The following is a 23,611-nucleotide window of genomic DNA, read 5'->3' as shown; positions in this document are numbered from 1 at the left end:
GCCAACAGGCCCCTTTCCACTGAAACTCTCTTGATTAGCGACGCAGACCTAAACGTTCAATCAGTGCAGAGTAACGAGCAACATCTTTACGTTTCAGGTAGTCCAGCAGATTACGACGGCTGGAAACTTTACGCAGCAGACCACGACGGCTGTGGTGATCTTTTTTGTGCTCTGAAAAGTGACCTTGCAGGTGGTTGATTTCTGCAGTCAGCAGTGCAATCTGAACTTCGCTTGAGCCAGTATCGTTAGCATCACGACCAAATTCAGCAACGATTTTTGCTTTCGCTTCAGTACTTAGAGACATAATAAACTCCAAATTAAGTAAAATTTTCAGATAGCCAATCTCTAATTCAGCTATCCAACTCAGCCACCTAAACAGATAGCCGCATTATTCTACGCTCCAAACACTTTTAGCGCAAGATTGCTATTAAGTGTTATCTTGTGCGCTATAGTCTACAACGACTCTTTTTGGTGCAACTAAGCCATCTTTAATGATAGCAAGGCCAATGAATTTTTTTTCATCACCTTCAGTTACTCTCACCCATTCGCCTTCATTGATATCATGATTAACGCGAACAGGCTGTCCTAACTTGAGATAACCCGCAATAATCGTGGTCAGATTCACAGCAGGAAAATGTGCAACAGCGGTATCCATAGGCAATAACAGTGCATCAAGTGCCGCGAAAGGATCGTCTTGTGCTGTTTGTGCATTCTCTTTCATCGCACTTAATTGCTCTAACGTTACCATTCGTTCTTTAGGATAATCGGCAACTTCTAGTCGACGTAAGAAAATAACGTGAGCACCACATTGTAATTTCTCACCAAGATCATCAATAATTGTTCGAATATAAGTACCTTTGGAACAATGAATTTCCAGCTCTAATTCATCACCTTCCCAGCGAATAAACTGAAGTTCATAAACGGTAATCGGTCTTGCTTCTCGCTCAACTTCTATGCCTTGTCGGGCATATTCATAAAGCGGTTTACCTTGATGTTTTAAGGCAGAGTACATTGAAGGAACTTGCAATGTTTCACCACGAAAACTATCCAAGGCATCATCTAAAACTTGCTGTGTAAATTGCACAGGGCGCTCTTGAATAATCTCGCCATGTGCATCAGAGGTGTCGGTTCGTTGCCCTAAACGGGCAATAACACGATAACGTTTATCCGAATCCAATAGAAACTGTGAAAATTTCGTTGCTTCACCTAAACAAATAGGAAGCATACCTGTTGCTAAAGGATCCAATGCCCCCGTATGCCCTGCCTTACTGGCATTAAACATACGGCGGACTTTTTGGAGTGCATCGTTAGAAGAAATATCTTGGGGTTTATCGAGTAGCAATACACCGTTAATCTCGCGCCCCTTACGACGACGCCCCATTATTTGTCCTCTTTATGACGGCGCTCTTCATCGCTTTTAACGACGTTAGAAACTAAGTTAGACATACGCATACCTTCAACTAATGAGTTGTCATAAGCAAATGTCAGTTCAGGCACAATTCGTAAACGCATTGCTTTGCCTAATAAAGAACGAATAAAACCAGCGGCTTCATTAAGTGCGGTTAAACCCTCTGCAACCATTTCTTCTTCGCTTTTTTCACCACCAGATAAGTTTAAAAAGGTGACGAATACTTTGGCATAAGCCAAATCACGAGAAATTTCAACGCCAGACACAGTGGCCATTCCAATGCGTGGATCTTTGACTTCACGTTGTAGAATGATGGCGATTTCTTTTTGCATTTCCTGAGAAACACGCTGACTACGGCTAAAATCTCTTGCCATTTTATCTCTCCCTGACAATAGGGTATCGCCCTGATTGTCATTATTAATTCAAATCTAAAATTAATGATATCTAAAGAGTATACATGAAGTGGTATTTAACAACCGCTTTCTCTGATTTCTTTCTTTAGAAATAAAATGTTTCTTTGGTGCTATTTTACCCTGTTATTTCACTTTCATAAATTACTGAAAGGCTGTCTATTTCGGTTATATTGAAAATTGGAGAGGAAATAAGCGAAGAATACAACAAAGAAAGGAATAAGAAGGGAGCCCTTAAGCTCCCTTTTAAAACAAGACGTACTAAATTAATCAATAGAACGTTTGATTTCGATAACTTGGAAGACTTCAATCATGTCGCCGACACGGACATCGTTGTAGTTTTTCACACCGATACCACATTCCATGCCATTACGCACTTCGTTGACGTCATCTTTAAAGCGACGTAATGACTCGAGTTCGCCTTCATAGATAACCACGTTATCACGTAGAACACGAATTGGGTTATTACGTTTGATGTTACCTTCAACCACCATACAGCCCGCAATCGCGCCGAATTTAGGTGATTTAAACACATCACGGACTTCTGCAAGACCCATGATTTCTTGTTTATATTCAGGTGCCAACATACCGCTCATTGCCAGTTTGATTTCATCAATCAGGCTATAGATGACGGAGTAGTAACGTAAATCAACGCTTTCTTGTTCAATGATACGGCGAGCAGATGCATCAGCACGAACGTTGAAACCAAGAATGATTGCGTTAGAAGCGGCCGCTAATGTTGCGTCAGTTTCGGTGATACCACCTACGCCCGAACCGATGATTTTCAGTTTAACTTCATTAGTAGACAGTTTAACTAATGCATCAGTAATCGCTTCACAAGTACCTTGAACGTCTGTTTTCAGAACGATGTTCAGTTCAGAAGTTTTACCTTCTTCCATGTTAGCAAACATGTTTTCCAGTTTAGATTTCTGCTGACGAGCCAGTTTAACATCGCGGAATTTACCTTGACGGTATAATGCAACTTCACGCGCTTTCTTCTCGTCACGAACAACCGTTGCTTCATCACCCGCAGAAGGAACATTAGACAGACCTAAAATCTCAACAGGCATTGATGGGCCAGCAGATTGAACGTCTTTACCTAATTCGTTACGCATTGCACGAATACGACCGTATTCGAAACCACACAGAACGATGTCACCTTTATTCAGTGTACCTTCACGGACAAGAATTGTTGCAACTGGGCCACGACCTTTATCAAGGTAAGATTCGATAACAACACCGCTTGCCATACCTTCTTTAACTGCTTTCAGTTCGAGAACTTCAGCTTGTAAAAGAATAGCATCCAGCAGTTCGTCAATCCCTAAACCTTGTTTTGCAGATACATGGATAAACTGAGTTTCGCCACCCCAATCTTCTGGCAGAATGCCATATTGAGACAGTTCAGTTTTAACGCGATCTGGATCAGCTTCGTGTTTATCAATTTTGTTCACTGCAACAACAACAGGTACATTTGCTGCTTTTGCGTGTTGAATTGCTTCGATAGTTTGTGGCATGACACCATCATCTGCCGCAACAACCAGAACAACGATATCCGTAACCTGAGCACCACGAGCACGCATTGAAGTAAACGCGGCGTGACCTGGAGTATCTAGGAAGGTGATTTCACCTTTGTCAGTTTTAACGTGATAAGCACCGATATGCTGGGTGATACCACCCGCTTCGCCTGATGCTACTTTCGTTGAACGAATGTAGTCCAGTAATGATGTTTTACCATGGTCAACGTGACCCATAATAGTCACAACTGGAGCGCGAGATACTGCACTTTCTTCGCCAGTATCACGATCGCTCATAACTTGTTCTTCTAACTCGTTTTCACGACGTAAGATAACTTTATGACCCATTTCTTCAGCAACAAGCTGTGCAGTTTCTTGGTCTAAAACCTGATTAATGGTCGCCATCGCACCCATTTTCATCATAGTTTTGATAACTTCAGACCCTTTCACTGCCATTTTGTTAGCTAGTTCAGCAACAGAAATAGTCTCACCGATAATAACATCACGGTTTACAACAGCTGCTGGCTTATTGAAGCTTTGCTGTAATGAACTACCTTTACGTTTACCTTTCTTGTTAGTACGACCAGCAGCACGTGCTTCTTCACGATCTGCTTTTTCAGAATGGCGGTTGTTCTTCTTAGGACGAGGAGCCTTAGCATTGCGACCACGACCGCGGCCACCTTCAACTTCAGCATCACTTTCATCTTCTGCATCACGAGCATAACGTGATGTTGTTACATGATAGTCTGAGCCTTCAGTTTCTGGTGCTTTAGGTTCAGCAGTCCATTTTTCAGCATTTTCTTCAGCTAAACGACGTGCTTTTTCTGCTGCTATACGTGCTTCTTCTTCCGCTTTACGGCGCTGTGCTTCTTCCGTTTTACGCTTCAGTTCAGCCTGTTCAGCATTGCGACGTGCTTTTTCCTGATCTGCTGCTTTATCAGCTTTTGGTTTATCGTTTTGTTTCACTTTATCTTTTTCCGCTGCTTCGCGCTTAGCTAATTCCGCTGCTTCACGTTTTGCTTCTTCAGCTTTACGTTTCGCTTTTTCTTCGGCGTCTTTCTTTGCCTTTTCAGCTTCACGTTTTGCTTTTTCTTCAGCTTCGCGCTGTGCTTTCTCTTGTGCTTCGCGCTGGGCTTTTTCTTCGGCTTCGCGATGCGCCTTTTCTTCCGCTTCACGCTGAGCTTGCTCATCCGCTTGCGCTTTTTCAATGGCGTCACGGTTCACATAAGTGCGTTTTTTGCGGACTTCGATGGCTACTGATTTACTTTTGCCACCTGTACCAGGAACACTTAACGTACTACGCACTTTGCGTTGTAACGTTAACTTTTCTGGTTGGTTGGTTGATACGTCTTTATCACGATTCAACCAAGCCAGTAAGGTTTCTTTCTCTTTTTGGGAGACGGAATCAGAGACGGTCTTCTTAATACCGGCATCAGCAAACTGCTGTACCAAACGTTCAACCGGTGTCTGAATCTCTTCTGCCAGTGATTTTACTGTTTCATCTGTCATTCTGTTCCTTCCTGCTCAGTTGTTACGCATCATTCCCAAACCAGCAGATATTACGTGCGGCCATAATGAGTTCGCCTGCGCGCTCACTATTTAAACCTTCAATATCAGTTAGGTCATCGATACCCTGTTCGGCAAGATCTTCCAGTGTGCAGATACCACGGGCAGCTAGATCAAATGCTAAAGAGCGCTCCAAGCCTTCGAGAGCTAATAAGTCCTCAGCTGGCTGGTTATCGCCTAGGCTTTCTTTTTGAGCCAACTCAATCGTTGTTAGTGCAGCTTTTGCTCTTTCACGTAGAGCTTCAACGGTGTCTTCATCTAATCCGTCAATAGCCAGCAGTTCACTGATTGGCACATAAACTAACTCTTCAAGGGTAGAGAAACCTTCTTCAACTAAAACAGTTGCGAAGTCTTCATCAATGTCGAGATGCTTAGTAAATATTTCAATGGCTGCGTTTGCTTCTGCCTGATGTTTTGCATTCAGTTCATCAGCAGTCATGACGTTTAATTCCCACTTGTCATCACCACGATGTTTTTTCAGTAACTGTGCTGCCAGACGAACGTTTTGACCATTACGGCCGATTGCCTGTGCAAGGTTACTGCTTTCGACTGCAACATCCATTGTGCATTTGTCTTCATCGACAACAATAGAAGCAACATCTGCCGGAGCCATTGCATTAATGACGAATTGTGCAGGATTATCATCCCACAAAACAATATCAATTCGCTCGCCGCCCAATTCACTGGAAACGGCTTGTACACGTGCACCACGCATACCAACACAAGCACCCACGGGGTCAATACGCTTGTCGTTAGTTTTTACTGCGATTTTGGCACGAGAACCTGGATCACGCGCTGCAGCTTTAATTTCAATGATTTCTTCGCCAATCTCTGGTACTTCAATACGGAAAAGTTCAACCAGCATTTCAGGGCGAGAGCGTGTCACGAAAAGTTGTGCACCACGAGTTTCTGTACGTACGTCGTATAAAACACCACGTAAACGGTCACCTGGACGGAAGTTTTCACGCGGTAACATATCTTCGCGTAAAATAACCGCTTCGGCGTTATTACCTAAATCTAAAGTGATATTTTCACGGTTCACTTTCTTCACAACACCCGTGATAATTTCGCCTAATTGTTCGCGGAATTGATCAACAACCATTGCTCTTTCAGCTTCACGTACTTTTTGTACGATAACTTGTTTAGCAGTTTGTGTTGTAATACGGTCGAAAGTAACAGATTCAATCTGATCTTCAATATAACCACCTAGTTCAATACTAGGATCTTCATATTGAGCAGCTTCAAGTGTGATTTCACGAGTTGGTTGAGTCACTTCATCAACAGCAACCCAACGACGGAATGTATCAAAGTCACCGGTTTTACGGTCGATACAAACGCGAACGTCAATTTCTTGCTCGTATTTTTTCTTAGTTGCTGTCGCTAGTGCGGTTTCCAGTGCTTCAAAAATCTTTTCACGAGGAAGAGATTTTTCGTTAGAGACCGCTTCCACAACAGCCAGAATCTCTTTGTTCATCCTAGTTGCCTCTTCAAAACTTAAAAGTGGGGTACCAGGTTAGCTTTCTGGATGTTGCTCAGTGCGAACACTTCGTCTTTACCATCCACAGTAACCGTGATCATTTCGCCAGCGACAGACTTAATAATGCCCTGCCATTTACGGCGGTTTTGCATTGCAATTCGTAATACAATAGCGGCTTCTTCACCGATAAATTGTTCATAATGCGTTGCAGTGAATAAAGGTCGTTCTAAACCAGGAGAGGAAATCTCAAGGTTATAAACTGTTTGAATTGGATCTTCAACATCCAGCACAGCACTGACCTGGTGGCTAACATCAGCACAATCATCAACAGTGATACCGTCTTCACTATCAATATAGATGCGCAATGTTGATTCTCGGCCACGAATAAACTCAAGACCGACAAATTCAAAGCCTAATGCTTCTACTGGTGCTGAAACCATCGCTGTTAATTTTTGCTCTAATGTGGACAAACCCACCCCCAAGGCATAAAAAAAGGGCCTATAGCCCAGTATTCTATTCTCTGATAACAAAAAACCCCGAAATTCGGGGCTTTATGCAACTGGACCCTGTAACTTGCCATTCGAGAATAACCTCTTCTTACGGCACATTCCACTCAGGATCATAATCGGTTCAACAAGATGATTAATGAGAAAAGTGCTGTATTGTTAGAAGTGGTTGCGGGGGCCGGATTTGAACCGACGACCTTCGGGTTATGAGCCCGACGAGCTACCAAGCTGCTCCACCCCGCGTTCGAAAAACGTGGCAAATTTTACGCTGATAACAAGCAAAACGCAAGCTATCTGGAATAATGGTGCCGAGAACGGGACTTGAACCCGTACGCCCGTTTTATAGGCACTACCACCTCAAGGTAGCGTGTATACCAATTTCACCACCTCGGCACTTAATGAGACTGTCACTGCGTAAATATTAACAATCTCATTTAAATCTTTACTTAGTTTACTGCGGAATATCTGTATTTGCTGGCGCTACAGGCGCTGCTAACTGCTCAGCTTTTTTAGCTTCTTCTGTAGTCTGCTCGATAGACATCCATTTGCTGTCTTCACGCACAGTTTTATTGGCACTTAGATTACCTAAAATAAGGGCAAGTACAATAAAAGCTGTCGCTAAAACAGCGGTCATACGGGTCATAAAATTAGCTGAACCGCTTGAACCAAATACTGTACCGGAAGCACCTGCACCAAAAGAAGCGCCCATATCAGCACCTTTACCCTGCTGTAACAGGATCAGACCAACTAGCCCTGTTGCTACAATGATAAGAATAACAATGAGTGCCGTATACATTTGCGTTACCTTTTCTATGGAACTTATCGACTTAACGATAACCTTCGATTGCTTCACCCGCTTTAGTTCAAGACCTTACTAAGCGGGTGTGAATACTAACCAAAGCTGAACTGACAAGCAAGGTTATTTTACTACAAAGTGATTGATTGAAGAAAAAATCATCAATTAACCAACGTGCTTCACTGCGTCAGCAATACGATTTGCCATCGCAGTCACTTGCTCTTCATTTTCACCTTCAACCATGACACGAATTAAAGGTTCTGTACCTGATTTACGCAATAATACACGACCTTTACCAGCCAGTTCGTCTTCAACTGCTTTAGCGACTTTCTGAACTTCTGCTGTTTGTAGCGGATCATGGCTACCCGTAAAGCGAACATTCACTAAAACTTGTGGTAATAGTTTCATACCACTACATAGATCATGCAGACTCATATGGTTACGCACCATTGCACTTAAAACTTGTAAACCTGCAACAATACCGTCACCTGTAGTCGTTTTATCTAATAAAATAATGTGGCCTGAATTTTCAGCACCTAAACGCCAACCTTTCTCTTGTAATTTTTCAAGCACATAGCGGTCACCCACTTTTGCTCTGACAAAAGGAATACCCAGTTGTTTAAGTGCAATCTCTAATCCCATATTACTCATTAGAGTACCAACTGCACCACCACGTAATTGGCCTTGGCGTAACGCTTCTCTTGCAATAATGTAGAGAATTTGGTCACCATCAACTTTTAGACCTTGATGATCAACCATAATGATACGGTCACCATCACCATCAAAAGCTAAACCAACATCAGCGCCTTCTTCTAATACGCGTTTTTGCAACATACGAACATCTGTTGCGCCACACTCTTCGTTAATATTGATACCCGTTGGCTCACAACCAATAGTGATCACTTCAGCGCCTAATTCACGAAATACGTTTGGCGCAATATGGTATGTTGCACCATGAGCACAATCGACAACCACTTTTAAACCATTAAGGTTGTTTTCATTCGGAAAAGTCCCCTTACAGAATTCAATATAACGACCTGCCGCATCCACGATACGATTTGCACGACCAAGCTCGGCTGATTCAACACAAGTAATTGGCTTTTCCATTTCAGCTTCAATGGCTTCTTCTACTTCATCCGGTAATTTTGTGCCATCAATAGAGAAGAATTTGATCCCGTTATCGTAATAAGGGTTATGAGAGGCCGAAATGACAATCCCAGCTTCAGCGCGGAATGTACGCGTTAAATAAGCAACAGCAGGTGTTGGCATTGGCCCAGTAAATGAGGCTGATAAACCTGCAGCCGCTAAACCCGCTTCTAATGCTGATTCCAGCATATAGCCTGAAATACGAGTATCTTTACCAATAATGATTTTGCGAGAGCCATGACGTGCTAATACTTTACCCGCAGCCCAACCTAGTTTTAAGACAAAATCAGGTGTAATCGGACTATCACCTACTTTTCCACGGATACCATCTGTTCCAAAGTATTTACGTTCGCTCATTCATTATTTTCCTTTGCAGAAAGAGTCGCTTGTACGACTTTCATCGCATCAACAGTCTCTTTAACATCGTGTACACGAATAATTTGTGCGCCTTGCATCGCTGCAATAACTGCACAGGCCACGCTACCAGCAACACGCTCTTGTGGTGGCACATTCAATAATTGTCCAACCATTGATTTGCGTGACATTCCGGCAAGTATAGGTAGGCCAAAGTGATGAAGTTCACTTAAGTGTGCTAATAATTGGTAATTATGCGCTAAATTTTTACCAAAGCCGAATCCTGGATCAAGAATAATTTGATTTTTTTCGATCCCAGCATCAACACAACGCTGAATATTTTCTTGTAAAAAACGATCGACATCCATCATCACATTCTCATAATGTGGTGATTGTTGCATAGTTTTGGGGTTGCCCTGCATATGCATAATACACACAGGCAAACCTGTTTTAGCGGCTGCTTCAAGTGCTCCCGGCTCTCGTAAAGAGCGAATATCATTGATAATTGAAGCACCTACGTTTGCTGATTCAGTAATGACCTGAGCTTTGGATGTATCAACAGAGATCCAAATATCAAAACGCTGACGAATAGCCTCAACAACAGGAACAACACGCTGCAACTCTTCATCAATAGAGACATCACTTGCGCCAGGTCTAGTAGACTCACCACCAATATCGATGATAGTAGCCCCTTCAGCGATTAATTTTGCCGCATGATCAACTGCATCATTAAGTGAATTATGAGTGCCACCATCAGAAAAAGAGTCTGGAGTAACATTCAAAATCCCCATAACTTGAGGTGCTGATAAGTTAAGTTCTGTTCCTCTCGCCATTAATTTCATTTCATTGATACCTTCATAAAAAAACCCCAGAAGCCTGGGGTTTGTATTTATAGCTTACTCAATGTGCATAACCCGATAAGGATTAGTGAGTATTTTTATCAGAAGGTGTATCACTTTCTGACTCTGGCTTATCTTTTGGCTCACTCGCTACATGCGCTTGTGCTGGCTGGGCAGTAGTTGTACTACTATTGCCATTATTGCCTTCCCAACCCGCAGGTGGACGAACATCACGACGATTCATTAAATCATCAATTTGAGGCGCATCGATAGTTTCATAAGTCATCAGTGCATCTTTCATTGAGTGCAGAATATCAAGGTTGTCCATTAAGATCTGACGAGCACGAACATAGTTACGATCAACGATAGCTTTAATTTCTTCGTCAATTGTACGCGCTGTTTCATCAGACATATGCTGCGCTTTAGCAACAGAACGACCTAAGAACACTTCACCTTCTTCTTCTGCGTACAGCAATGGTCCTAATTTTTCAGAGAAGCCCCACTGTGTCACCATATTACGTGCAATATTAGTTGCCACTTTGATGTCATTAGAAGCACCCGTAGAAACATGCTCTGCTCCATAGATAATTTCTTCAGCTAAACGGCCACCGTAAAGTGTTGAAATTTGGCTCTCTAACTTCTGGCGACTCGCACTAATTTGATCGCCTTCTGGTAAGAAGAAAGTCACACCTAATGCACGTCCACGAGGAATAATCGTTACTTTATGCACAGGATCATGTTCAGGTACTAAACGTCCAATAATTGCGTGGCCAGCTTCATGATAAGCAGTTGATGCTTTTTGTTCTTCCGTCATCACCATTGAACGACGCTCTGCACCCATCATTATCTTATCTTTCGCTTTCTCAAACTCGACCATTGAGACAACACGTTTATTACCACGTGCAGCGAATAAAGCGGCTTCATTAACTAAGTTAGCTAAGTCAGCACCAGAGAAACCTGGCGTACCACGTGCTAAAATTGCTGGATCAACATCTGGTGATAAAGGCACGCGGCGCATATGGACTTTAAGGATTTGCTCACGTCCACGCACATCAGGTAAACCAACAACCACTTGGCGGTCAAAACGACCAGGACGAAGTAATGCTGGGTCTAACACATCAGGCCGGTTAGTTGCCGCAATAACAATAATACCTTCATTACCTTCGAAGCCATCCATTTCAACGAGCATTTGGTTCAGTGTTTGTTCACGTTCATCATGACCACCACCTAAACCGGCACCACGTTGGCGACCAACCGCATCGATTTCATCGATAAAGATGATACAAGGTGCTGCTTTTTTAGCTTGTTCAAACATATCACGAACACGAGAAGCACCCACACCCACAAACATTTCAACAAAATCAGAACCTGAAATGGTAAAGAATGGAACTTTCGCTTCACCCGCGATGGCTTTTGCTAATAACGTTTTACCTGTACCAGGAGGCCCCACCATCAGAATACCTTTAGGGATTTTACCCCCTAACTTCTGGAAGCGACCCGGATCACGCAAATATTCAACTAATTCGCTTACTTCTTCTTTCGCTTCATCACAACCTGCAACATCAGCAAAAGTTGTTTTGATTTGGTCTTCTGTCAACATGCGCGCCTTGCTTTTCCCGAAAGACATCGCACCTTTACCGCCACCACCTTGCATTTGGCGCATAAAGAAAATCCAAAGACCAATAAGTAATAGCATTGGGAACCAAGACACAAAAATTTGAGTCAGAAGACTTTGGCCTTCAAGTGGTTCGCCCGTTACTTTTACATTACGGTTCATTAAAGTGGTCAGCAGGTTGTCATCACGCATAGGCATATACGTGCTGTACTTTGAGTTATCTGTTTTAGTTACATTAATATCATAACCACTTATGCTGACCTCGCGTAATTGGTTATTAGTTAACTCATTGATAAAGGTAGAGTAATCCACCTTACGACTATTCGAATCGCTGGGTCCGAAGCTCTGGAATAATGACATCAAAACGACTGCAATAACTAGCCAGAGGATCAGGTTTTTCGCCATGTCACTCAAGGGATTAACCTCATATTACAACTGTGTTAACAAATAGCTTTAGGGTACTAAAGTTTACGCCCTGTGGCTACAATATATACTTCACGAGAACGAGACCGCGAAGCGTCTGGTTTACGAACTTTCACTTTCGTAAACAGGGAGCGTATTTGCCCCAGGTACTCATCAAAGCCTTCTCCCTGAAACACCTTGACAATAAAACTTCCCCCGGGAGCCAGTACATCACGACACATATCAAGCGCTAACTCTACTAAATACATGGATCGAGGGATATCGACCGCGGGTGTACCGCTCATGTTTGGAGCCATGTCAGACATGACAACCTGGACTTTGTTTTCACCTACTCTATCAAGCAATGCCTTCAACACAAGTTCATCACGAAAATCGCCTTGAAGGAAATCGACTCCGACTATAGGATCCATAGGTAAAAGGTCACATGCGATGATTCGACCTTTGCTTCCTAACTTCTGTACAACATATTGAGACCACCCTCCTGGGGCTGCTCCTAAATCGACAACGGTCATACCTGGTTTAAAGATATTGTCACTTTGCTGAATTTCTTCAAGTTTAAACCAAGCACGAGAGCGAAACCCTTTTTTCTGTGCTTGCTGAACATATTTATCACTAAAATGTTCTTGTAACCAGCGGCTAGAGCTTGCCGAACGTTTTTTATTGGCCATTGCGTTTTCCAACTATCATACACTTAGCTATCAATATTTTTACTCTTTCACTCATTTAACCCCGTATTAACGACATTTTATGGTGATAAATGAGAGATGGCGTTAGAATAGATCGTTTTCAATCCCAACAAAGCAAAAATTAATGATGACTCTTAACAAAAAACAAATTCAACACCTGAAAGGGCTCGCTCATCACCTGAATCCAGTCGTTATGATTGGTAACAACGGGTTGACTGAAGGCGTTCTTGCAGAAATTGAACTCGCTCTGGCGCACCATGAGCTTATCAAAGTCAAAATCGCAGGCGAAGATCGAGATGTTAAAAACTTGATCGTGGCTGCGATTGTACGCGAAAGCGGTGCACAGAATGTACAAGTTATCGGAAAAATTCTTGTTCTTTATCGTCCTTCAGAAGCACGCAAAATTATTTTACCGAAATAAAACTTGTATCTTTATATAAAAATGCCATAACTAACTCTATGGCAAAAAAGGCCTTTTAAGGCCTTTTTTATATTACCACAGGATGGCACTCTAGTTTTCTATAGAAACGTAAAATTATAAATTAAATATATTCTACGTTTAAAACTTCATACTCGACTTGTCCACCAGGTGTAGTAATAACAACGACATCATCTAACTCTTTTCCAATCAACCCACGCGCAATCGGTGAATTAACAGAAATTAAGTTTTCTTTAATGTTAGCTTCATCATCACCAACAATGCGGTAAGTTTGCTCTTCTTCATTTTCAACATTTAACAGTGTAACTGTTGAACCAAAAATAATACGGCCATTGTTATTCATCTTAGTAATATCAATAACTTGAGCATTTGATAATTTTGCTTCAATTTCTTGTATACGACCTTCACAGAAACCTTGTTGCTCTCTTGCAGCATGATATTCCGCGTTTTCTTTTAAGTCTCCATGTTCACGAGCTTCTGCAATAGCTGCAATAATCTCGGGACGACGAACATTTTTTAAATATTCCAGCTCTTCGCGTAATTTTTCTGCACCTAGAACTGTCATAGGGATCTGATTCATGTGTTAATACCTCAATACTATTCCTAATAAAAAATAGGTATCATCCTGATTTTTTATACTAACAACACAGAGAAAAGGCTCTATTTACTCTTCTCAAGACAAAAAAAGACACAGGCAACCTTAAATTGGGCCTGTCTCTACGTATATTCGGTGAATGAGGGGCGCTAATATATTCCCAACTCATGCTATTGGGACGTAAACTAAACCACCCATACTTAAAACTAAATCTAACACAACAGAAGCATTGCTTCACGCCTTATCTCTCTTTATGAAGAGATAAACAGACTTTTTCCGATAATGGGCTAATCCTGCTTGTTACCGTTTACTTTTGCCCTCATTGCCCTTTAGTATTAGCCTCTGGCAATCAATACTGTAACGTTACACGCTATAGTCACAGATAGAGAAATTATGCGCTTACTATCAACATTTCGACGGATACTTTACACATTAAGTATCATCAGTTTTTCAACCCAAGCGATACCTGTTGAAAACTATATATCCCTTCTTCCTGAAGGAACACAAGTGGGTTTAATAACTCAACCCGTTGGCGCTGCTTCTCCTAATCTTAACTATCATGCCGATCAATTAGCACTTCCTGCAAGTACTCAGAAAGTAGTGACCGCACTTGCTGCATTACTTCAATTAGGGGGAGATTATCAATTCACCACAACAATGGAAACAGAAGGTAAAATAAAGGGCAGTCAGCTTAATGGTGATTTGATCTTTCGTTTTACAGGCGATCCTACATTAAGTCGCCAGCAATTAAGAGCAATGGTTGCCGTATTAAAGCAATCCGGCGTTACAAAAGTACAGGGTGATTTGCTTATTGATACCTCTGCTTTTTCAAGCCACGATAAAGCACCAGGTTGGGTTTGGAATGATCTAACTCAATGCTTTAGTGCCCCTCCTAGTGCCGCGATTGTTGATAAAAACTGCTTTTCCGTTTTATTGCAAAGTGGTAACAAAGAAGGTGATATTGCCACAATACGTAAAGCTTCGTTCTATCCTGTAACCGTTTTAAGTGAAGTTGAAACTTATGAAAAAGGATCAACTCATACCCGTTTTTGTGAATTAGACGTCACTGTTCGAGACTTAAATACTTATGTCATCACAGGTTGTATTCCTAAACGTGACGATGCTGTACCTTTAATGTTTTCTATTCAAGATGGAGCTCATTGGGCCGGTACAATTTTAAAAGAAGAGTTACAGCGCGCCAATATTGAACTTGATGGCTATATCAAACGTCGATCTCAACTAAAAGCACCTGTTACTGTACTCGCACAGACGCAATCAAAACCGTTACATAACTTACTGACTACCATGCTAAAAGAGTCTGATAATATGATTGCAGACACCGTTTTTAGAACCATTGGTCGTGAGTATTATGGTGTTGCAGGGACTTGGCGATCTGGTGCAGAGGCAACCCGTGCTATTTTAAAACAAAAAGCCGGAATTGATTTAGGAAATACCGTTATGGTTGATGGCTCTGGTCTTTCTCGCCATAACCTCATTTCACCTGCAACCATGATGCAAGTCCTTCAATATATTGGACAGCATGAGAGTGATTTAAACTTTATCACGATGCTTCCCCTTTCAGGGCATGACGGTACATTACAATATCGAGGCGGTTTTCATGAAGCGGGTGTTGATGGCAAAGTTTCCGCCAAAACCGGTTCATTAAAAGGGGTTTACAATCTTGCGGGCTTTATGACCACGGCAAATGGGCAGAAAGTTGCGTTTGTACAGTACGTTTCAGCGTATTCACCTCCCACAAAGAATCGCAATGCTGGACGCGCTTATTTAGTGCGTTTTGAAACGAATCTGTATAAAGATATGTACAATAACCGTTAGATTTACACGAGATAAGCAACAGATACAAAAAACGCCTAATTAATCAGGCGTTTTTTATTTTAATCACAACCAGAATGATCCTTAACGTTGGTAGATAAATTCAATACCATCATCGTCTTCTTCATCCCAATCATCGTCATCATCTTCTTCGAAATCAGGATTTTCAAGCTGTTCTTTGTGATAATCATCCCACATAAAGTCAACTTTTCCTGACTCTGCATTTGTTGCAACAACATCTTGCTCACGCGGAGTAACATTCAGGAATTCCATGATATTCCAGCAAAGTTTTTTTACACCTTCTTGGTTGATGGCTGCTATCATATAATAGTTTTCATCCCAACCCAGTGCTTCAACAATTGCTTTTGCCTTCTCTTTTGCTTCTTCAGCATCAAGAAGATCAACTTTATTGAACACTAACCAACGTGGCTTCTGTGCTAATTTTTCGCTGTATTTCTCTAGTTCAGAGACAATAATTTTTGCATTCTCCACAGGATCTGATCCATCAATAGGATCAATATCGATCAAGTGTAATAACACACGGCAGCGTTCTAAGTGCTTTAAGAATTGGATCCCAAGACCTGCGCCATCAGCAGCGCCTTCGATTAATCCGGGAATATCTGCAACCACAAAGCTTTGGTGATTATCCATACGCACCACACCTAGGCTTGGTACTAACGTTGTAAATGGATAATCAGCAACTTTAGGCTTTGCTGCTGATACTGCACGAATAAATGTGGATTTACCCGCATTCGGCATACCTAACATACCTACATCGGCTAATAACATTAGCTCTAAGAGAACTTCTCGAGATTCACCCGGAGTACCCATAGTACGTTGGCGTGGAGCACGGTTAACCGAAGATTTAAAGCGAGTATTACCTAAACCATGAAAGCCACCTTTAGCAACCATTTGCTTTTGACCATGGACAGTCAAGTCAGCAATAATTTCATTAGTAGCTAAATCACGGACGCGTGTTCCAACAGGAACACTAATTGTAATGTCTTGACCACGCTTACCGGTGCAGTCACGACTGTGACCATTTTCACCACGTTCTGCGCGATAAGATTTTGTAAAACGGTAATCAATTAAGGTGTTGAGGTTTTCGTCCGCAATCATGTAGACATCACCACCATCACCACCATCACCACCGTCTGGTCCCCCATTAGGGATATATTTTTCGCGACGAAAGCTCACACAGCCGTTACCACCATCGCCCGCGACGATTAGGATCTTGGCCTCATCAACAAATTTCATGATTTTACTCCGTATAGTAGCCATTAACGTGCTGGATGGCCGAAATTACCCAGAGATGGCCTTTTTTAAATATAAAAAGCCCCGCAACAGATTTGCAGGGCTTTTGACTCGGTGCTTAAAGGACCAGTAATTATTCAGCTTCGATGCTGATAAATTTACGGTTGTTTGGACCTTTAACTTCGAACTTAATTTTTCCGTCAGCTAATGCAAACAGGGTGTGGTCACGACCACAACCAACGTTAGTACCTGCATGGAACTTAGTACCACGTTGACGAACGATGATGCTACCTGCTAATACAGCTTCACCACCGAAACGTTTAACACCCAGACGTTTTGCTTCGGAATCACGACCGTTACGAGTCGAGCCGCCAGCCTTTTTATGTGCCATTGAACTACTCTCCTAAACCTTAAGCGATACCAGTGATTTTAACATCAGTAAACCACTGACGGTGGCCCTGTTGTTTACGGCTGTGTTTACGACGACGGAACTTAACAATCTTAACTTTATCGCCGCGACCGTGAGCAACCACTTCCGCTTTAACTTTAACGCCCGCAAGGATTGGAGCGCCAATTTGAATGTCATCGCCATTAGCGACCATCATTACAGTATCAAACTCGATTGTTTCGCCAGTAGCTACTTCCAGCTTCTCTAAACGAATAGTTTGACCTTCGCTGACTCGGTGTTGTTTACCACCACTTTGGAAAACCGCGTACATATAAACTCCGCTTTCCGCACACTCCCAATATGTATAATTTGAGTGCACAATTAAAATATTCACATAGGGCGCGAATTCTACGCAAATTTAGTGCCGATGACAAGTACAGATCGCAAACTAGCGTTAAAAAAAAGAGTTTTTTACACGATATTTATTTCAGCCATTTTTAAAGTACAATCTAAATTATAAGAGAGTAAAATCTATGGCATGATCATTTTTTATTAATAATAACGCGCTCATTGGCGAGCCAAAGTCGAAAAAACATGAATTTAGAATCTATTATAAAACTAACATCCGCTGATATGACTGCGGTAAATGAGGCAATCCTTTACCAGCTTAATTCAGATGTTTCTTTGATAAACCAACTTGGTTACTACATCATTAGTGGTGGTGGTAAAAGGATCCGACCAATGATCGCTGTGCTCACTGGACGAGCATTGGACTATCAAGGTGACAAACATATCTCGGTCGCCGCGCTGATCGAATTTATTCATACTGCAACATTGTTACATGATGATGTTGTTGATGAATCTGATATGCGCAGAGGAAAACAAACGGCAAATGCTGTCTTTGGCAATGCTGCTAGTGTACTTGTTGGCGACTTTATTTATACACGATCCTTTCAAATGATGACGGATCTTGATTCGATGCGTGTACTAAAATTAATGTCTAGCGCCACCAATGTGATCGCTGAAGGTGAAGTTTTACAGCTAATGAATTGTAACGATCCTGACATTTCTGAAGATGACTATATGCAAGTTATCTACAGCAAAACAGCTCGTCTTTTTGAAGCCGCTTCTCATGCATCAGCAATCCTTTCGGGTGCAACGCCTGAGCAAGAAAAAGCATTCCAAGATTATGGTCGTTATCTTGGGACTGCTTTTCAGCTCATTGACGATTTGCTTGATTATGATGCAGATAACAACCAGTTGGGTAAAAACACTGGTGATGATCTCGATGAAGGTAAACCAACGTTGCCATTACTTCATGCTATGCATAATGGCAATGAAGAAGAATCCAAATTAATTCGCCAAGCCATTGAGCAAGGTAATGGCCGTCATTTATTGGATACTGTTTTAAATACTATGAAACAGTGCGGCTCTTTGGAATATACCCGTCAAAAAGCAGAAGAAGAAGCAGACAAAGCGATTGAAGCTTTATCAATTATACCTAACTCACCATATAAAGATGCACTTATTGGGCTTGCTCACGTCGCTGTGCAACGCCAATCATAACATTAATGTAATAATGTAAAGAAGCCCGCTAGAGCGACTACATCGATTCTGGTGGGCTTTTTAATTTATTGAGAACTTCTTCGTTTTCTCGTTCGATAGCATCTTGATTATCCGCATCAATATAGCTAATAAGCTTTGCTAGCCCTTCGCGCAGTACGAATTTCACAATCTTTTCTCGTTCTGATTTAGTCAATTGATAATAGGCTTCAACCCAAATCAAAAAGGCATCCTGACGTTTAGATAAATACTCTGCTGGAGGTTCATGTGCAGCGAGCACACTAATCACCTCATCAGGCAGACTTTTTACGGAATACTCGACAGCTTTACCCTGCACGCCACGTTTACGACGGTTTTCCCATCCTTCACGACGCGCCATCAAGTTAACTCCCTGTGGGGAGTTAGGTAACCCCGCAAGCCCCACTAATTCTTTCGCTGTATACCATTCTTTTTTCATGATCTCATCTCACATTCAACTAAGAGGTTAGTCAGATAGATATCTGTTGCGGATAACGCAATAATAGATTCTTTAAAATCACCTAATCATTAACGAATTTTTCTAAAAAACTTCTAATACCATCCCGCAATATCAGCTCTGTTAATGTTTTTTGTTCACCATCATTTAGTTGTTGGAATGCTTTCACCCAGATAACGAGTGGCTCCTCTTTTTTATTTAGTTTGTAATGTGCTAATGGCTCATAAAGTTCTAGAGCAATTAATGTTTCTTCTGGTAAACAAGAATAATGATATTCAACACCATTACCTTGCTTATTTTTTACATTCTGTTTTTGCCAAGACTCGCGTCTCGCTTTTGAATTTACACCTTGTGGTGATTTAGGTAATCCACCTATACCCGTCAATTCCTTTGCCGTATACCACTCTTTTTTCATTATGTTTCTCTAAAATTGTTATCAACTTCAAAAAAGAAATTATTAAGAAAAAAATCAGAAATCTTTTTAGAAAAATAATGTTATTTTATTTTCTAAATAATCAGTTTAAATGCTTTAGGACATTTCTAATAAACTGTTATTTATACCACTAACACAGCAATCAATTTTATAGAAAAAGGATTAAAAATGATTTCAAGGAAATCTGATTGGCATCCTGCCGATATTATTGCCGCACTTAGAAAACGAGGAACAACACTTGCTGCCATCTCTCGCAAAGCTGGGTTAAGCTCTTCAACTCTCGCTAATGCACTGTCACGACCTTGGCCTAAAGGAGAGAAAATCATTGCAGACTATCTTGGTGTAGCTCCTAGTGAAATTTGGCCTAGCCGTTATTTCCATCCTGAAACAGGAGAATTACTTGAACGAAAGATTCGTATCAAAACTAATAATTAACTAATAATTACAGGCATTATAATTAATAAAAAAAACCGCTGATATAGTATCAGCGGTTTTTATTTAAATTTGCATTATTTTTATAGCAAAAATAAGTATTTCTTTATTTATTTATTAATAAATTCTTCACCAAGAATTATATCTTTTTTCAATACATCTAACATACCATTTAGAGATTGCTTTTCAAAATCACTCAATTTGCCAATAGATAAATATTCCTCTACACCGTTTTTACCTAAAAGAATAGGTTGTGCAAAGAAACGGGCATATTCTCCATCGCCTTCTGTATAGGTACATTCAATAATATTTTTCTCGCCATTTAAAGCGCGAATTAATGAAAGACCAAAACGTGCGGCTGCTTGCCCCATAGATAATGTTGCAGATCCGCCACCCGCTTTTGCTTCAACAACCTCAGTACCTGCGTTTTGAATACGTTTAGTCAACGCTGCAATTTCATCATCGCTAAATGAAACGCCGTCAACTTGAGAAAGTAGAGGAAGAATAGTCACACCAGAGTGTCCACCAATCACAGGAACGTTGGTTTTTTGTGGATCTTTACCTTTTAGTTCTGCAACAAAGGTATTGGCGCGAATAATGTCGAGTGTAGTGATACCGAAAAGACGTTTCTTATCGTAAACGCCTGCTTTCTTAAGCACTTCTGCTGCGATAGCAACGGTTGTATTCACTGGGTTAGTAATGATACCAATAAGTGCTTTCGGGCAATTTTCTGCAACCTTTTCAATTAGGTTACGCACAATACCAGCGTTAACATTGAAAAGATCTGAACGATCCATGCCTGGTTTACGAGCAACGCCCGCAGAAATCAGAACAACATCAGCGCCTTTTAGCGCAGGGGAAGGATCTTCACCCGCAAAACCTTTTACAGTAACTTGAGTCGGGATATGGCTTAAGTCAGCTGCAACACCCGGTGTGACGGGAGCGATATCATATAAAGAGAGTTCACTACCAGCTGGAAGCTGATTTTTAAGAAGAAGCGCCAGTGCCTGACCAATACCGCCTGCTGCACCGAGAACTGCTACTTTCATTCTGATACTCCTTAGTTTACGAGATAGTGGAACGCCTTCGAGATACTCACTATTACGCAATTCACCTTTAAAAAAACAATTATTTAACAGTGATATTGCATAATAAGGCATTTTCGGTGAAAAATAATACTTTGGTTATTCTAAACAAAATGCTTATCTGTTAATGAGATAGCGGACACTCTTTTGATAAATAATTTCAATAAATATGATAAAGTGTTAAGTACACCATCATCCTTATGATAATCATTTAAGCTTATCAGTTAATTAACAAATATTTTACTTTACTTAAATTATCACATTCACACGCTGTAAATAAATTTTTTTTGCAATACATTCTAATTTACAATTTTGAGGAGGCCATCACTCACCTTCCTTCGTCTTATGTTGCATAAAAATTCACTTCTCTGCATAATACACAGGTTATTGATAACTCACTAAAGGTGAACTATGCGCGTTCCTTCTAAGCAAGAAGACTTGGTTAAAGCGTTTAAAGCCCTGCTGAAAGAAGAAAAATTCAGTTCACAAGGCGAGATTGTGACAGCATTACAAGAGGCTGGATTTGATAATATTAATCAGTCCAAAATCTCTCGCATGCTAACAAAATTTGGTGCAGTAAGAACCCGTAATGCCAAAATGGAAATGGTGTATTGCCTTCCTACTGAGCTTGGTGTACCAACAGCAAGTAGCCCATTAAAAAATCTGGTACTCGATATCGATCATAACCATTCTGTTGTAGTAATAAGAACGAGTCCGGGTGCGGCACAACTTATTGCACGTTTACTAGATTCATTAGGTAAAGCAGAAGGGATCCTTGGCAGTATTGCGGGTGATGACACTATTTTTTCAACACCAGCACCAGGATTTTCCACAGAAGAATTACGAGACGCTATTCTGAATCTGTTTGATCAGGAATTATAATTCGTCTCTATACCGCTTCAAAAAGTAAGCCACTGAATTTTCAGTGGCTTCTTATTTCTAATACGGATTATCAAGATCTTTAGGCTGTGCTAATTTTGCAAGTAGTTTTTCATGAATACCACCAAAGCCGCCATTACTCATAATCAAAATATGATCGCCCGCTTGTGCTTCTTTCGCAATCATATCCACTAATGTATCAAGATCGGTACTCCAACGAGCTGGCTGTACGCAATGCTCTGCAATATCACTCACTAACCATTGAATATTCGGTGGCTGGAATAAAAAGACTTCGTCAGCACGACCTAATGCTGGAGCGATATCATCCTTACTAATGCCCATTTTCATGGTATTTGAACGAGGCTCTAACACCGCAATAATACGAGCCGTTCCACCGACTTTACTACGTAACGCTTCAAGTGTTGCCAAAATCGCTGTGGGATGATGTGCAAAATCATCATAAACACTGACTTGGTTAACCTCACCACGTAGCTCTAAGCGACGACGCGCATTAATAAACTTATTCAATGCTTCACAAGCATCAGCAGGTAAAACACCAACGTGGTGCGCTGCAACAATCGCCATTAAGCCATTTTGCATGTTGTGTTCACCCGAAAGCCCCCAACACACCTCTCCGACTCGCTCATCTTTGTGAAATACTTCAAAATGACTACTGTCATTACTGAGTTTTTTGGCTTGCCAATCCCCAGTTTCTCCCGTGAACTCTTGTTCACTCCAACATCCCATGCCAATAGTCTGTTTTAAATTCATATCATTGTCAGGCATGATGATTTTCCCTGAGCCAGGGACAATACGAACTAAATGATGGAATTGTTTTTGAATTGCAGCTAAATCATCAAAAATATCGGCGTGATCGAACTCAAGGTTATTTAAAATCAGCGTGCGTGGAGAATAATGAACAAATTTAGAGCGTTTATCAAAGAAAGCACTGTCATACTCATCTGCTTCAATCACAAAGAAGGGGCTTTCGCCTAACTGTGCTGACACTTGGAAATTACCCGGTACGCCACCAATTAAAAAACCGGGTTTATAACCACAATCTTCTAAAACCCAAGCCAACATACCTGCTGTTGTAGTTTTACCATGAGTTCCTGCAACCGCTAATACCCAACGTTCAGGTAGAATATAATCATGTAGCCATTGAGGGCCTGAAGTATAAGGCAGACCTTTTTCAAGTACAGCTTCAACACAAGGATTTCCTCGTGTCATCGCATTACCAATAATCACCATGTCAGGAGCAGGTTCTAATTGTTTAGGGTCATACCCCTCAATCAATTCAATTCCCTGATTTTCTAATAAAGTACTCATGGGTGGATAGACATTAGCATCAGAGCCTGTAACTTTATGTCCCTTCGCTCGAGCTAAAATGGCAAGACTTCCCATAAAGGTGCCACAAATACCAAGAATATGAATGTGCATGAATTTCTGTCCAATAGCATGAAGTTGGTCACTATTCTAACGATCAAAAAGCAGA

Annotated in this window: 24 protein-coding genes and 2 tRNA genes; 5 read left to right on the top strand and 21 right to left on the bottom strand. The window is 41.2% G+C overall.

The window, feature by feature from the left end; genetic code table 11:
* Positions 1-34: 34 nt before the first annotated feature.
* The 13 genes from rpsO to rlmE all read right to left on the bottom strand — a co-directional run bounded on the left by rpsO (position 35) and on the right by rlmE (position 12,722).
* Entirely contained in the window at positions 35-304 is a 270-nt protein-coding gene (rpsO, locus tag H1225_RS17440; RefSeq protein ID WP_072064551.1) for a 30S ribosomal protein S15, read from the bottom strand.
* 123 nt (positions 305-427) lie between these two features.
* Complete coding sequence (truB, locus tag H1225_RS17435) at positions 428-1,381, bottom strand: tRNA pseudouridine(55) synthase TruB (protein WP_072064552.1); 954 nt, start codon at positions 1,379-1,381, stop codon at positions 428-430.
* Entirely contained in the window at positions 1,381-1,782 is a 402-nt protein-coding gene (rbfA, locus tag H1225_RS17430) for a 30S ribosome-binding factor RbfA (RefSeq protein WP_006535687.1), read from the bottom strand. Before rbfA ends, truB begins: the two co-directional genes overlap by 1 nt.
* A gap of 302 nt (positions 1,783-2,084) precedes the next feature.
* Positions 2,085-4,841, bottom strand: coding sequence for a translation initiation factor IF-2 (infB, locus tag H1225_RS17425; protein WP_115065040.1), 2,757 nt, complete (start codon positions 4,839-4,841; stop codon positions 2,085-2,087).
* A gap of 22 nt (positions 4,842-4,863) precedes the next feature.
* Positions 4,864-6,372, bottom strand: coding sequence for a transcription termination factor NusA (gene nusA, locus H1225_RS17420; RefSeq protein WP_006535691.1), 1,509 nt, complete (start codon positions 6,370-6,372; stop codon positions 4,864-4,866).
* Positions 6,373-6,392: 20 nt separating this feature from the next.
* Positions 6,393-6,845, bottom strand: a complete 453-nt coding sequence (gene rimP / locus H1225_RS17415; protein WP_036914691.1) for a ribosome maturation factor RimP — start codon at positions 6,843-6,845, stop codon at positions 6,393-6,395.
* Between the two features lie 202 nt (positions 6,846-7,047).
* A tRNA-Met gene (locus H1225_RS17410) sits at positions 7,048-7,124 on the bottom strand.
* A 60-nt stretch (positions 7,125-7,184) separates the two neighbouring features.
* Positions 7,185-7,274 (bottom strand) — tRNA-Leu (locus tag H1225_RS17405).
* 58 nt (positions 7,275-7,332) lie between these two features.
* Positions 7,333-7,677 carry a preprotein translocase subunit SecG gene (gene secG / locus H1225_RS17400; RefSeq protein WP_036914692.1) on the bottom strand — a complete coding sequence of 115 codons (345 nt, stop codon included), beginning with the start codon at positions 7,675-7,677 and terminating at the stop codon, positions 7,333-7,335.
* Between the two features lie 165 nt (positions 7,678-7,842).
* Positions 7,843-9,180, bottom strand: a complete 1,338-nt coding sequence (gene glmM, locus H1225_RS17395; protein WP_006535694.1) for a phosphoglucosamine mutase — start codon at positions 9,178-9,180, stop codon at positions 7,843-7,845.
* A complete protein-coding gene (gene folP, locus H1225_RS17390) occupies positions 9,177-10,019 on the bottom strand; it encodes a dihydropteroate synthase (protein WP_006535695.1) in 843 nt (280 codons plus the stop codon). Before folP ends, glmM begins: the two co-directional genes overlap by 4 nt.
* A gap of 82 nt (positions 10,020-10,101) precedes the next feature.
* Entirely contained in the window at positions 10,102-12,045 is a 1,944-nt protein-coding gene (gene ftsH, locus H1225_RS17385) for an ATP-dependent zinc metalloprotease FtsH (RefSeq protein ID WP_072064556.1), read from the bottom strand.
* Between the two features lie 47 nt (positions 12,046-12,092).
* On the bottom strand, positions 12,093-12,722 hold the full coding sequence (gene rlmE / locus H1225_RS17380; protein ID WP_006535698.1) for a 23S rRNA (uridine(2552)-2'-O)-methyltransferase RlmE: 630 nt from the start codon (positions 12,720-12,722) through the stop codon (positions 12,093-12,095).
* 145 nt (positions 12,723-12,867) lie between these two features.
* Here rlmE and yhbY point away from each other — a divergent pair, with 145 nt between their 5' ends.
* Entirely contained in the window at positions 12,868-13,161 is a 294-nt protein-coding gene (gene yhbY, locus H1225_RS17375; protein ID WP_036914752.1) for a ribosome assembly RNA-binding protein YhbY, read from the top strand.
* A 121-nt stretch (positions 13,162-13,282) separates the two neighbouring features.
* On the opposite strand, the gene greA is transcribed toward yhbY, so the two are convergent.
* Positions 13,283-13,759 (bottom strand): transcription elongation factor GreA, encoded by a 477-nt coding sequence (greA, locus tag H1225_RS17370; RefSeq protein ID WP_006535701.1) that lies wholly within the window; start codon positions 13,757-13,759, stop codon positions 13,283-13,285.
* Positions 13,760-14,167: 408 nt separating this feature from the next.
* Between greA and dacB the strand changes: the two genes are divergently transcribed.
* On the top strand, positions 14,168-15,610 hold the full coding sequence (gene dacB / locus H1225_RS17365; protein WP_109399659.1) for a serine-type D-Ala-D-Ala carboxypeptidase: 1,443 nt from the start codon (positions 14,168-14,170) through the stop codon (positions 15,608-15,610).
* A gap of 81 nt (positions 15,611-15,691) precedes the next feature.
* Here the strand turns inward: dacB and cgtA are convergent, their stop codons facing one another.
* From cgtA to rplU, 3 genes are all read right to left on the bottom strand, one after another.
* The gene (gene cgtA / locus H1225_RS17360) at positions 15,692-16,864 is read right to left on the bottom strand and encodes an Obg family GTPase CgtA (protein ID WP_109399660.1); all 1,173 of its coding nucleotides are present in this window, start codon (positions 16,862-16,864) and stop codon (positions 15,692-15,694) included.
* Between the two features lie 130 nt (positions 16,865-16,994).
* Positions 16,995-17,252: a 50S ribosomal protein L27 gene (rpmA, locus tag H1225_RS17355; protein ID WP_006535706.1), complete on the bottom strand. Its 258-nt coding sequence runs from the start codon at positions 17,250-17,252 to the stop codon at positions 16,995-16,997.
* Positions 17,253-17,271: 19 nt separating this feature from the next.
* Complete coding sequence (gene rplU / locus H1225_RS17350) at positions 17,272-17,580, bottom strand: 50S ribosomal protein L21 (protein ID WP_006535707.1); 309 nt, start codon at positions 17,578-17,580, stop codon at positions 17,272-17,274.
* Between the two features lie 263 nt (positions 17,581-17,843).
* Between rplU and ispB the strand changes: the two genes are divergently transcribed.
* On the top strand, positions 17,844-18,815 hold the full coding sequence (gene ispB, locus H1225_RS17345; RefSeq protein ID WP_006535708.1) for an octaprenyl diphosphate synthase: 972 nt from the start codon (positions 17,844-17,846) through the stop codon (positions 18,813-18,815).
* A 37-nt stretch (positions 18,816-18,852) separates the two neighbouring features.
* On the opposite strand, the gene H1225_RS17340 is transcribed toward ispB, so the two are convergent.
* Together H1225_RS17340 and H1225_RS17335 are read right to left on the bottom strand one after the other, a co-directional pair.
* Complete coding sequence (locus H1225_RS17340) at positions 18,853-19,269, bottom strand: DNA-binding protein (RefSeq protein WP_006535709.1); 417 nt, start codon at positions 19,267-19,269, stop codon at positions 18,853-18,855.
* Positions 19,270-19,351: 82 nt separating this feature from the next.
* Positions 19,352-19,702, bottom strand: coding sequence for a DNA-binding protein (locus H1225_RS17335; RefSeq protein ID WP_109399661.1), 351 nt, complete (start codon positions 19,700-19,702; stop codon positions 19,352-19,354).
* Positions 19,703-19,888: 186 nt separating this feature from the next.
* On the opposite strand from H1225_RS17335, the gene H1225_RS17330 reads away from it, so the two are divergent.
* Complete coding sequence (locus H1225_RS17330; RefSeq protein ID WP_006535711.1) at positions 19,889-20,155, top strand: helix-turn-helix domain-containing protein; 267 nt, start codon at positions 19,889-19,891, stop codon at positions 20,153-20,155.
* 107 nt (positions 20,156-20,262) lie between these two features.
* Here H1225_RS17330 and mdh read toward each other — a convergent pair whose 3' ends face one another.
* Positions 20,263-21,201 (bottom strand): malate dehydrogenase, encoded by a 939-nt coding sequence (gene mdh / locus H1225_RS17325; RefSeq protein ID WP_239739324.1) that lies wholly within the window; start codon positions 21,199-21,201, stop codon positions 20,263-20,265.
* Between the two features lie 447 nt (positions 21,202-21,648).
* Between mdh and argR the strand changes: the two genes are divergently transcribed.
* Positions 21,649-22,119, top strand: a complete 471-nt coding sequence (gene argR / locus H1225_RS17320; RefSeq protein WP_006535714.1) for a transcriptional regulator ArgR — start codon at positions 21,649-21,651, stop codon at positions 22,117-22,119.
* Between the two features lie 57 nt (positions 22,120-22,176).
* Here the strand turns inward: argR and mpl are convergent, their stop codons facing one another.
* Positions 22,177-23,556 carry a UDP-N-acetylmuramate:L-alanyl-gamma-D-glutamyl-meso-diaminopimelate ligase gene (gene mpl / locus H1225_RS17315; protein ID WP_072064561.1) on the bottom strand — a complete coding sequence of 460 codons (1,380 nt, stop codon included), beginning with the start codon at positions 23,554-23,556 and terminating at the stop codon, positions 22,177-22,179.
* Positions 23,557-23,611 lie beyond the last annotated feature (55 nt).

Origin of the sequence: Proteus penneri (genome assembly GCF_022369495.1) — a bacterium.
Taxonomy (GTDB): domain Bacteria; phylum Pseudomonadota; class Gammaproteobacteria; order Enterobacterales; family Enterobacteriaceae; genus Proteus; species Proteus penneri.
This window is presented reverse-complemented; position numbering and strand designations above follow the sequence as displayed.

Excerpts from the sequence above, each read along its gene's own strand:
- rpsO (WP_072064551.1), bottom strand. The coding sequence starts at position 304 with ATGTCTCTAAGTACTGAAGCGAAAGCAAAAATCGTTGCTGAATTTGGT.
- truB (WP_072064552.1), bottom strand. The coding sequence starts at position 1,381 with ATGGGGCGTCGTCGTAAGGGGCGCGAGATTAACGGTGTATTGCTACTC.
- rbfA (WP_006535687.1), bottom strand. The coding sequence starts at position 1,782 with ATGGCAAGAGATTTTAGCCGTAGTCAGCGTGTTTCTCAGGAAATGCAA.
- infB (WP_115065040.1), bottom strand. The coding sequence starts at position 4,841 with ATGACAGATGAAACAGTAAAATCACTGGCAGAAGAGATTCAGACACCG.
- nusA (WP_006535691.1), bottom strand. The coding sequence starts at position 6,372 with ATGAACAAAGAGATTCTGGCTGTTGTGGAAGCGGTCTCTAACGAAAAA.
- secG (WP_036914692.1), bottom strand. The coding sequence starts at position 7,677 with ATGTATACGGCACTCATTGTTATTCTTATCATTGTAGCAACAGGGCTA.
- glmM (WP_006535694.1), bottom strand. The coding sequence starts at position 9,180 with ATGAGCGAACGTAAATACTTTGGAACAGATGGTATCCGTGGAAAAGTA.
- folP (WP_006535695.1), bottom strand. The coding sequence starts at position 10,019 with ATGAAATTAATGGCGAGAGGAACAGAACTTAACTTATCAGCACCTCAA.
- rlmE (WP_006535698.1), bottom strand. The coding sequence starts at position 12,722 with ATGGCCAATAAAAAACGTTCGGCAAGCTCTAGCCGCTGGTTACAAGAA.
- yhbY (WP_036914752.1), top strand. The coding sequence starts at position 12,868 with ATGACTCTTAACAAAAAACAAATTCAACACCTGAAAGGGCTCGCTCAT.
- greA (WP_006535701.1), bottom strand. The coding sequence starts at position 13,759 with ATGAATCAGATCCCTATGACAGTTCTAGGTGCAGAAAAATTACGCGAA.
- dacB (WP_109399659.1), top strand. The coding sequence starts at position 14,168 with ATGCGCTTACTATCAACATTTCGACGGATACTTTACACATTAAGTATC.
- cgtA (WP_109399660.1), bottom strand. The coding sequence starts at position 16,864 with ATGAAATTTGTTGATGAGGCCAAGATCCTAATCGTCGCGGGCGATGGT.
- rpmA (WP_006535706.1), bottom strand. The coding sequence starts at position 17,252 with ATGGCACATAAAAAGGCTGGCGGCTCGACTCGTAACGGTCGTGATTCC.
- rplU (WP_006535707.1), bottom strand. The coding sequence starts at position 17,580 with ATGTACGCGGTTTTCCAAAGTGGTGGTAAACAACACCGAGTCAGCGAA.
- ispB (WP_006535708.1), top strand. The coding sequence starts at position 17,844 with ATGAATTTAGAATCTATTATAAAACTAACATCCGCTGATATGACTGCG.
- H1225_RS17340 (WP_006535709.1), bottom strand. The coding sequence starts at position 19,269 with ATGAAAAAAGAATGGTATACAGCGAAAGAATTAGTGGGGCTTGCGGGG.
- H1225_RS17335 (WP_109399661.1), bottom strand. The coding sequence starts at position 19,702 with ATGAAAAAAGAGTGGTATACGGCAAAGGAATTGACGGGTATAGGTGGA.
- H1225_RS17330 (WP_006535711.1), top strand. The coding sequence starts at position 19,889 with ATGATTTCAAGGAAATCTGATTGGCATCCTGCCGATATTATTGCCGCA.
- mdh (WP_239739324.1), bottom strand. The coding sequence starts at position 21,201 with ATGAAAGTAGCAGTTCTCGGTGCAGCAGGCGGTATTGGTCAGGCACTG.
- argR (WP_006535714.1), top strand. The coding sequence starts at position 21,649 with ATGCGCGTTCCTTCTAAGCAAGAAGACTTGGTTAAAGCGTTTAAAGCC.
- mpl (WP_072064561.1), bottom strand. The coding sequence starts at position 23,556 with ATGCACATTCATATTCTTGGTATTTGTGGCACCTTTATGGGAAGTCTT.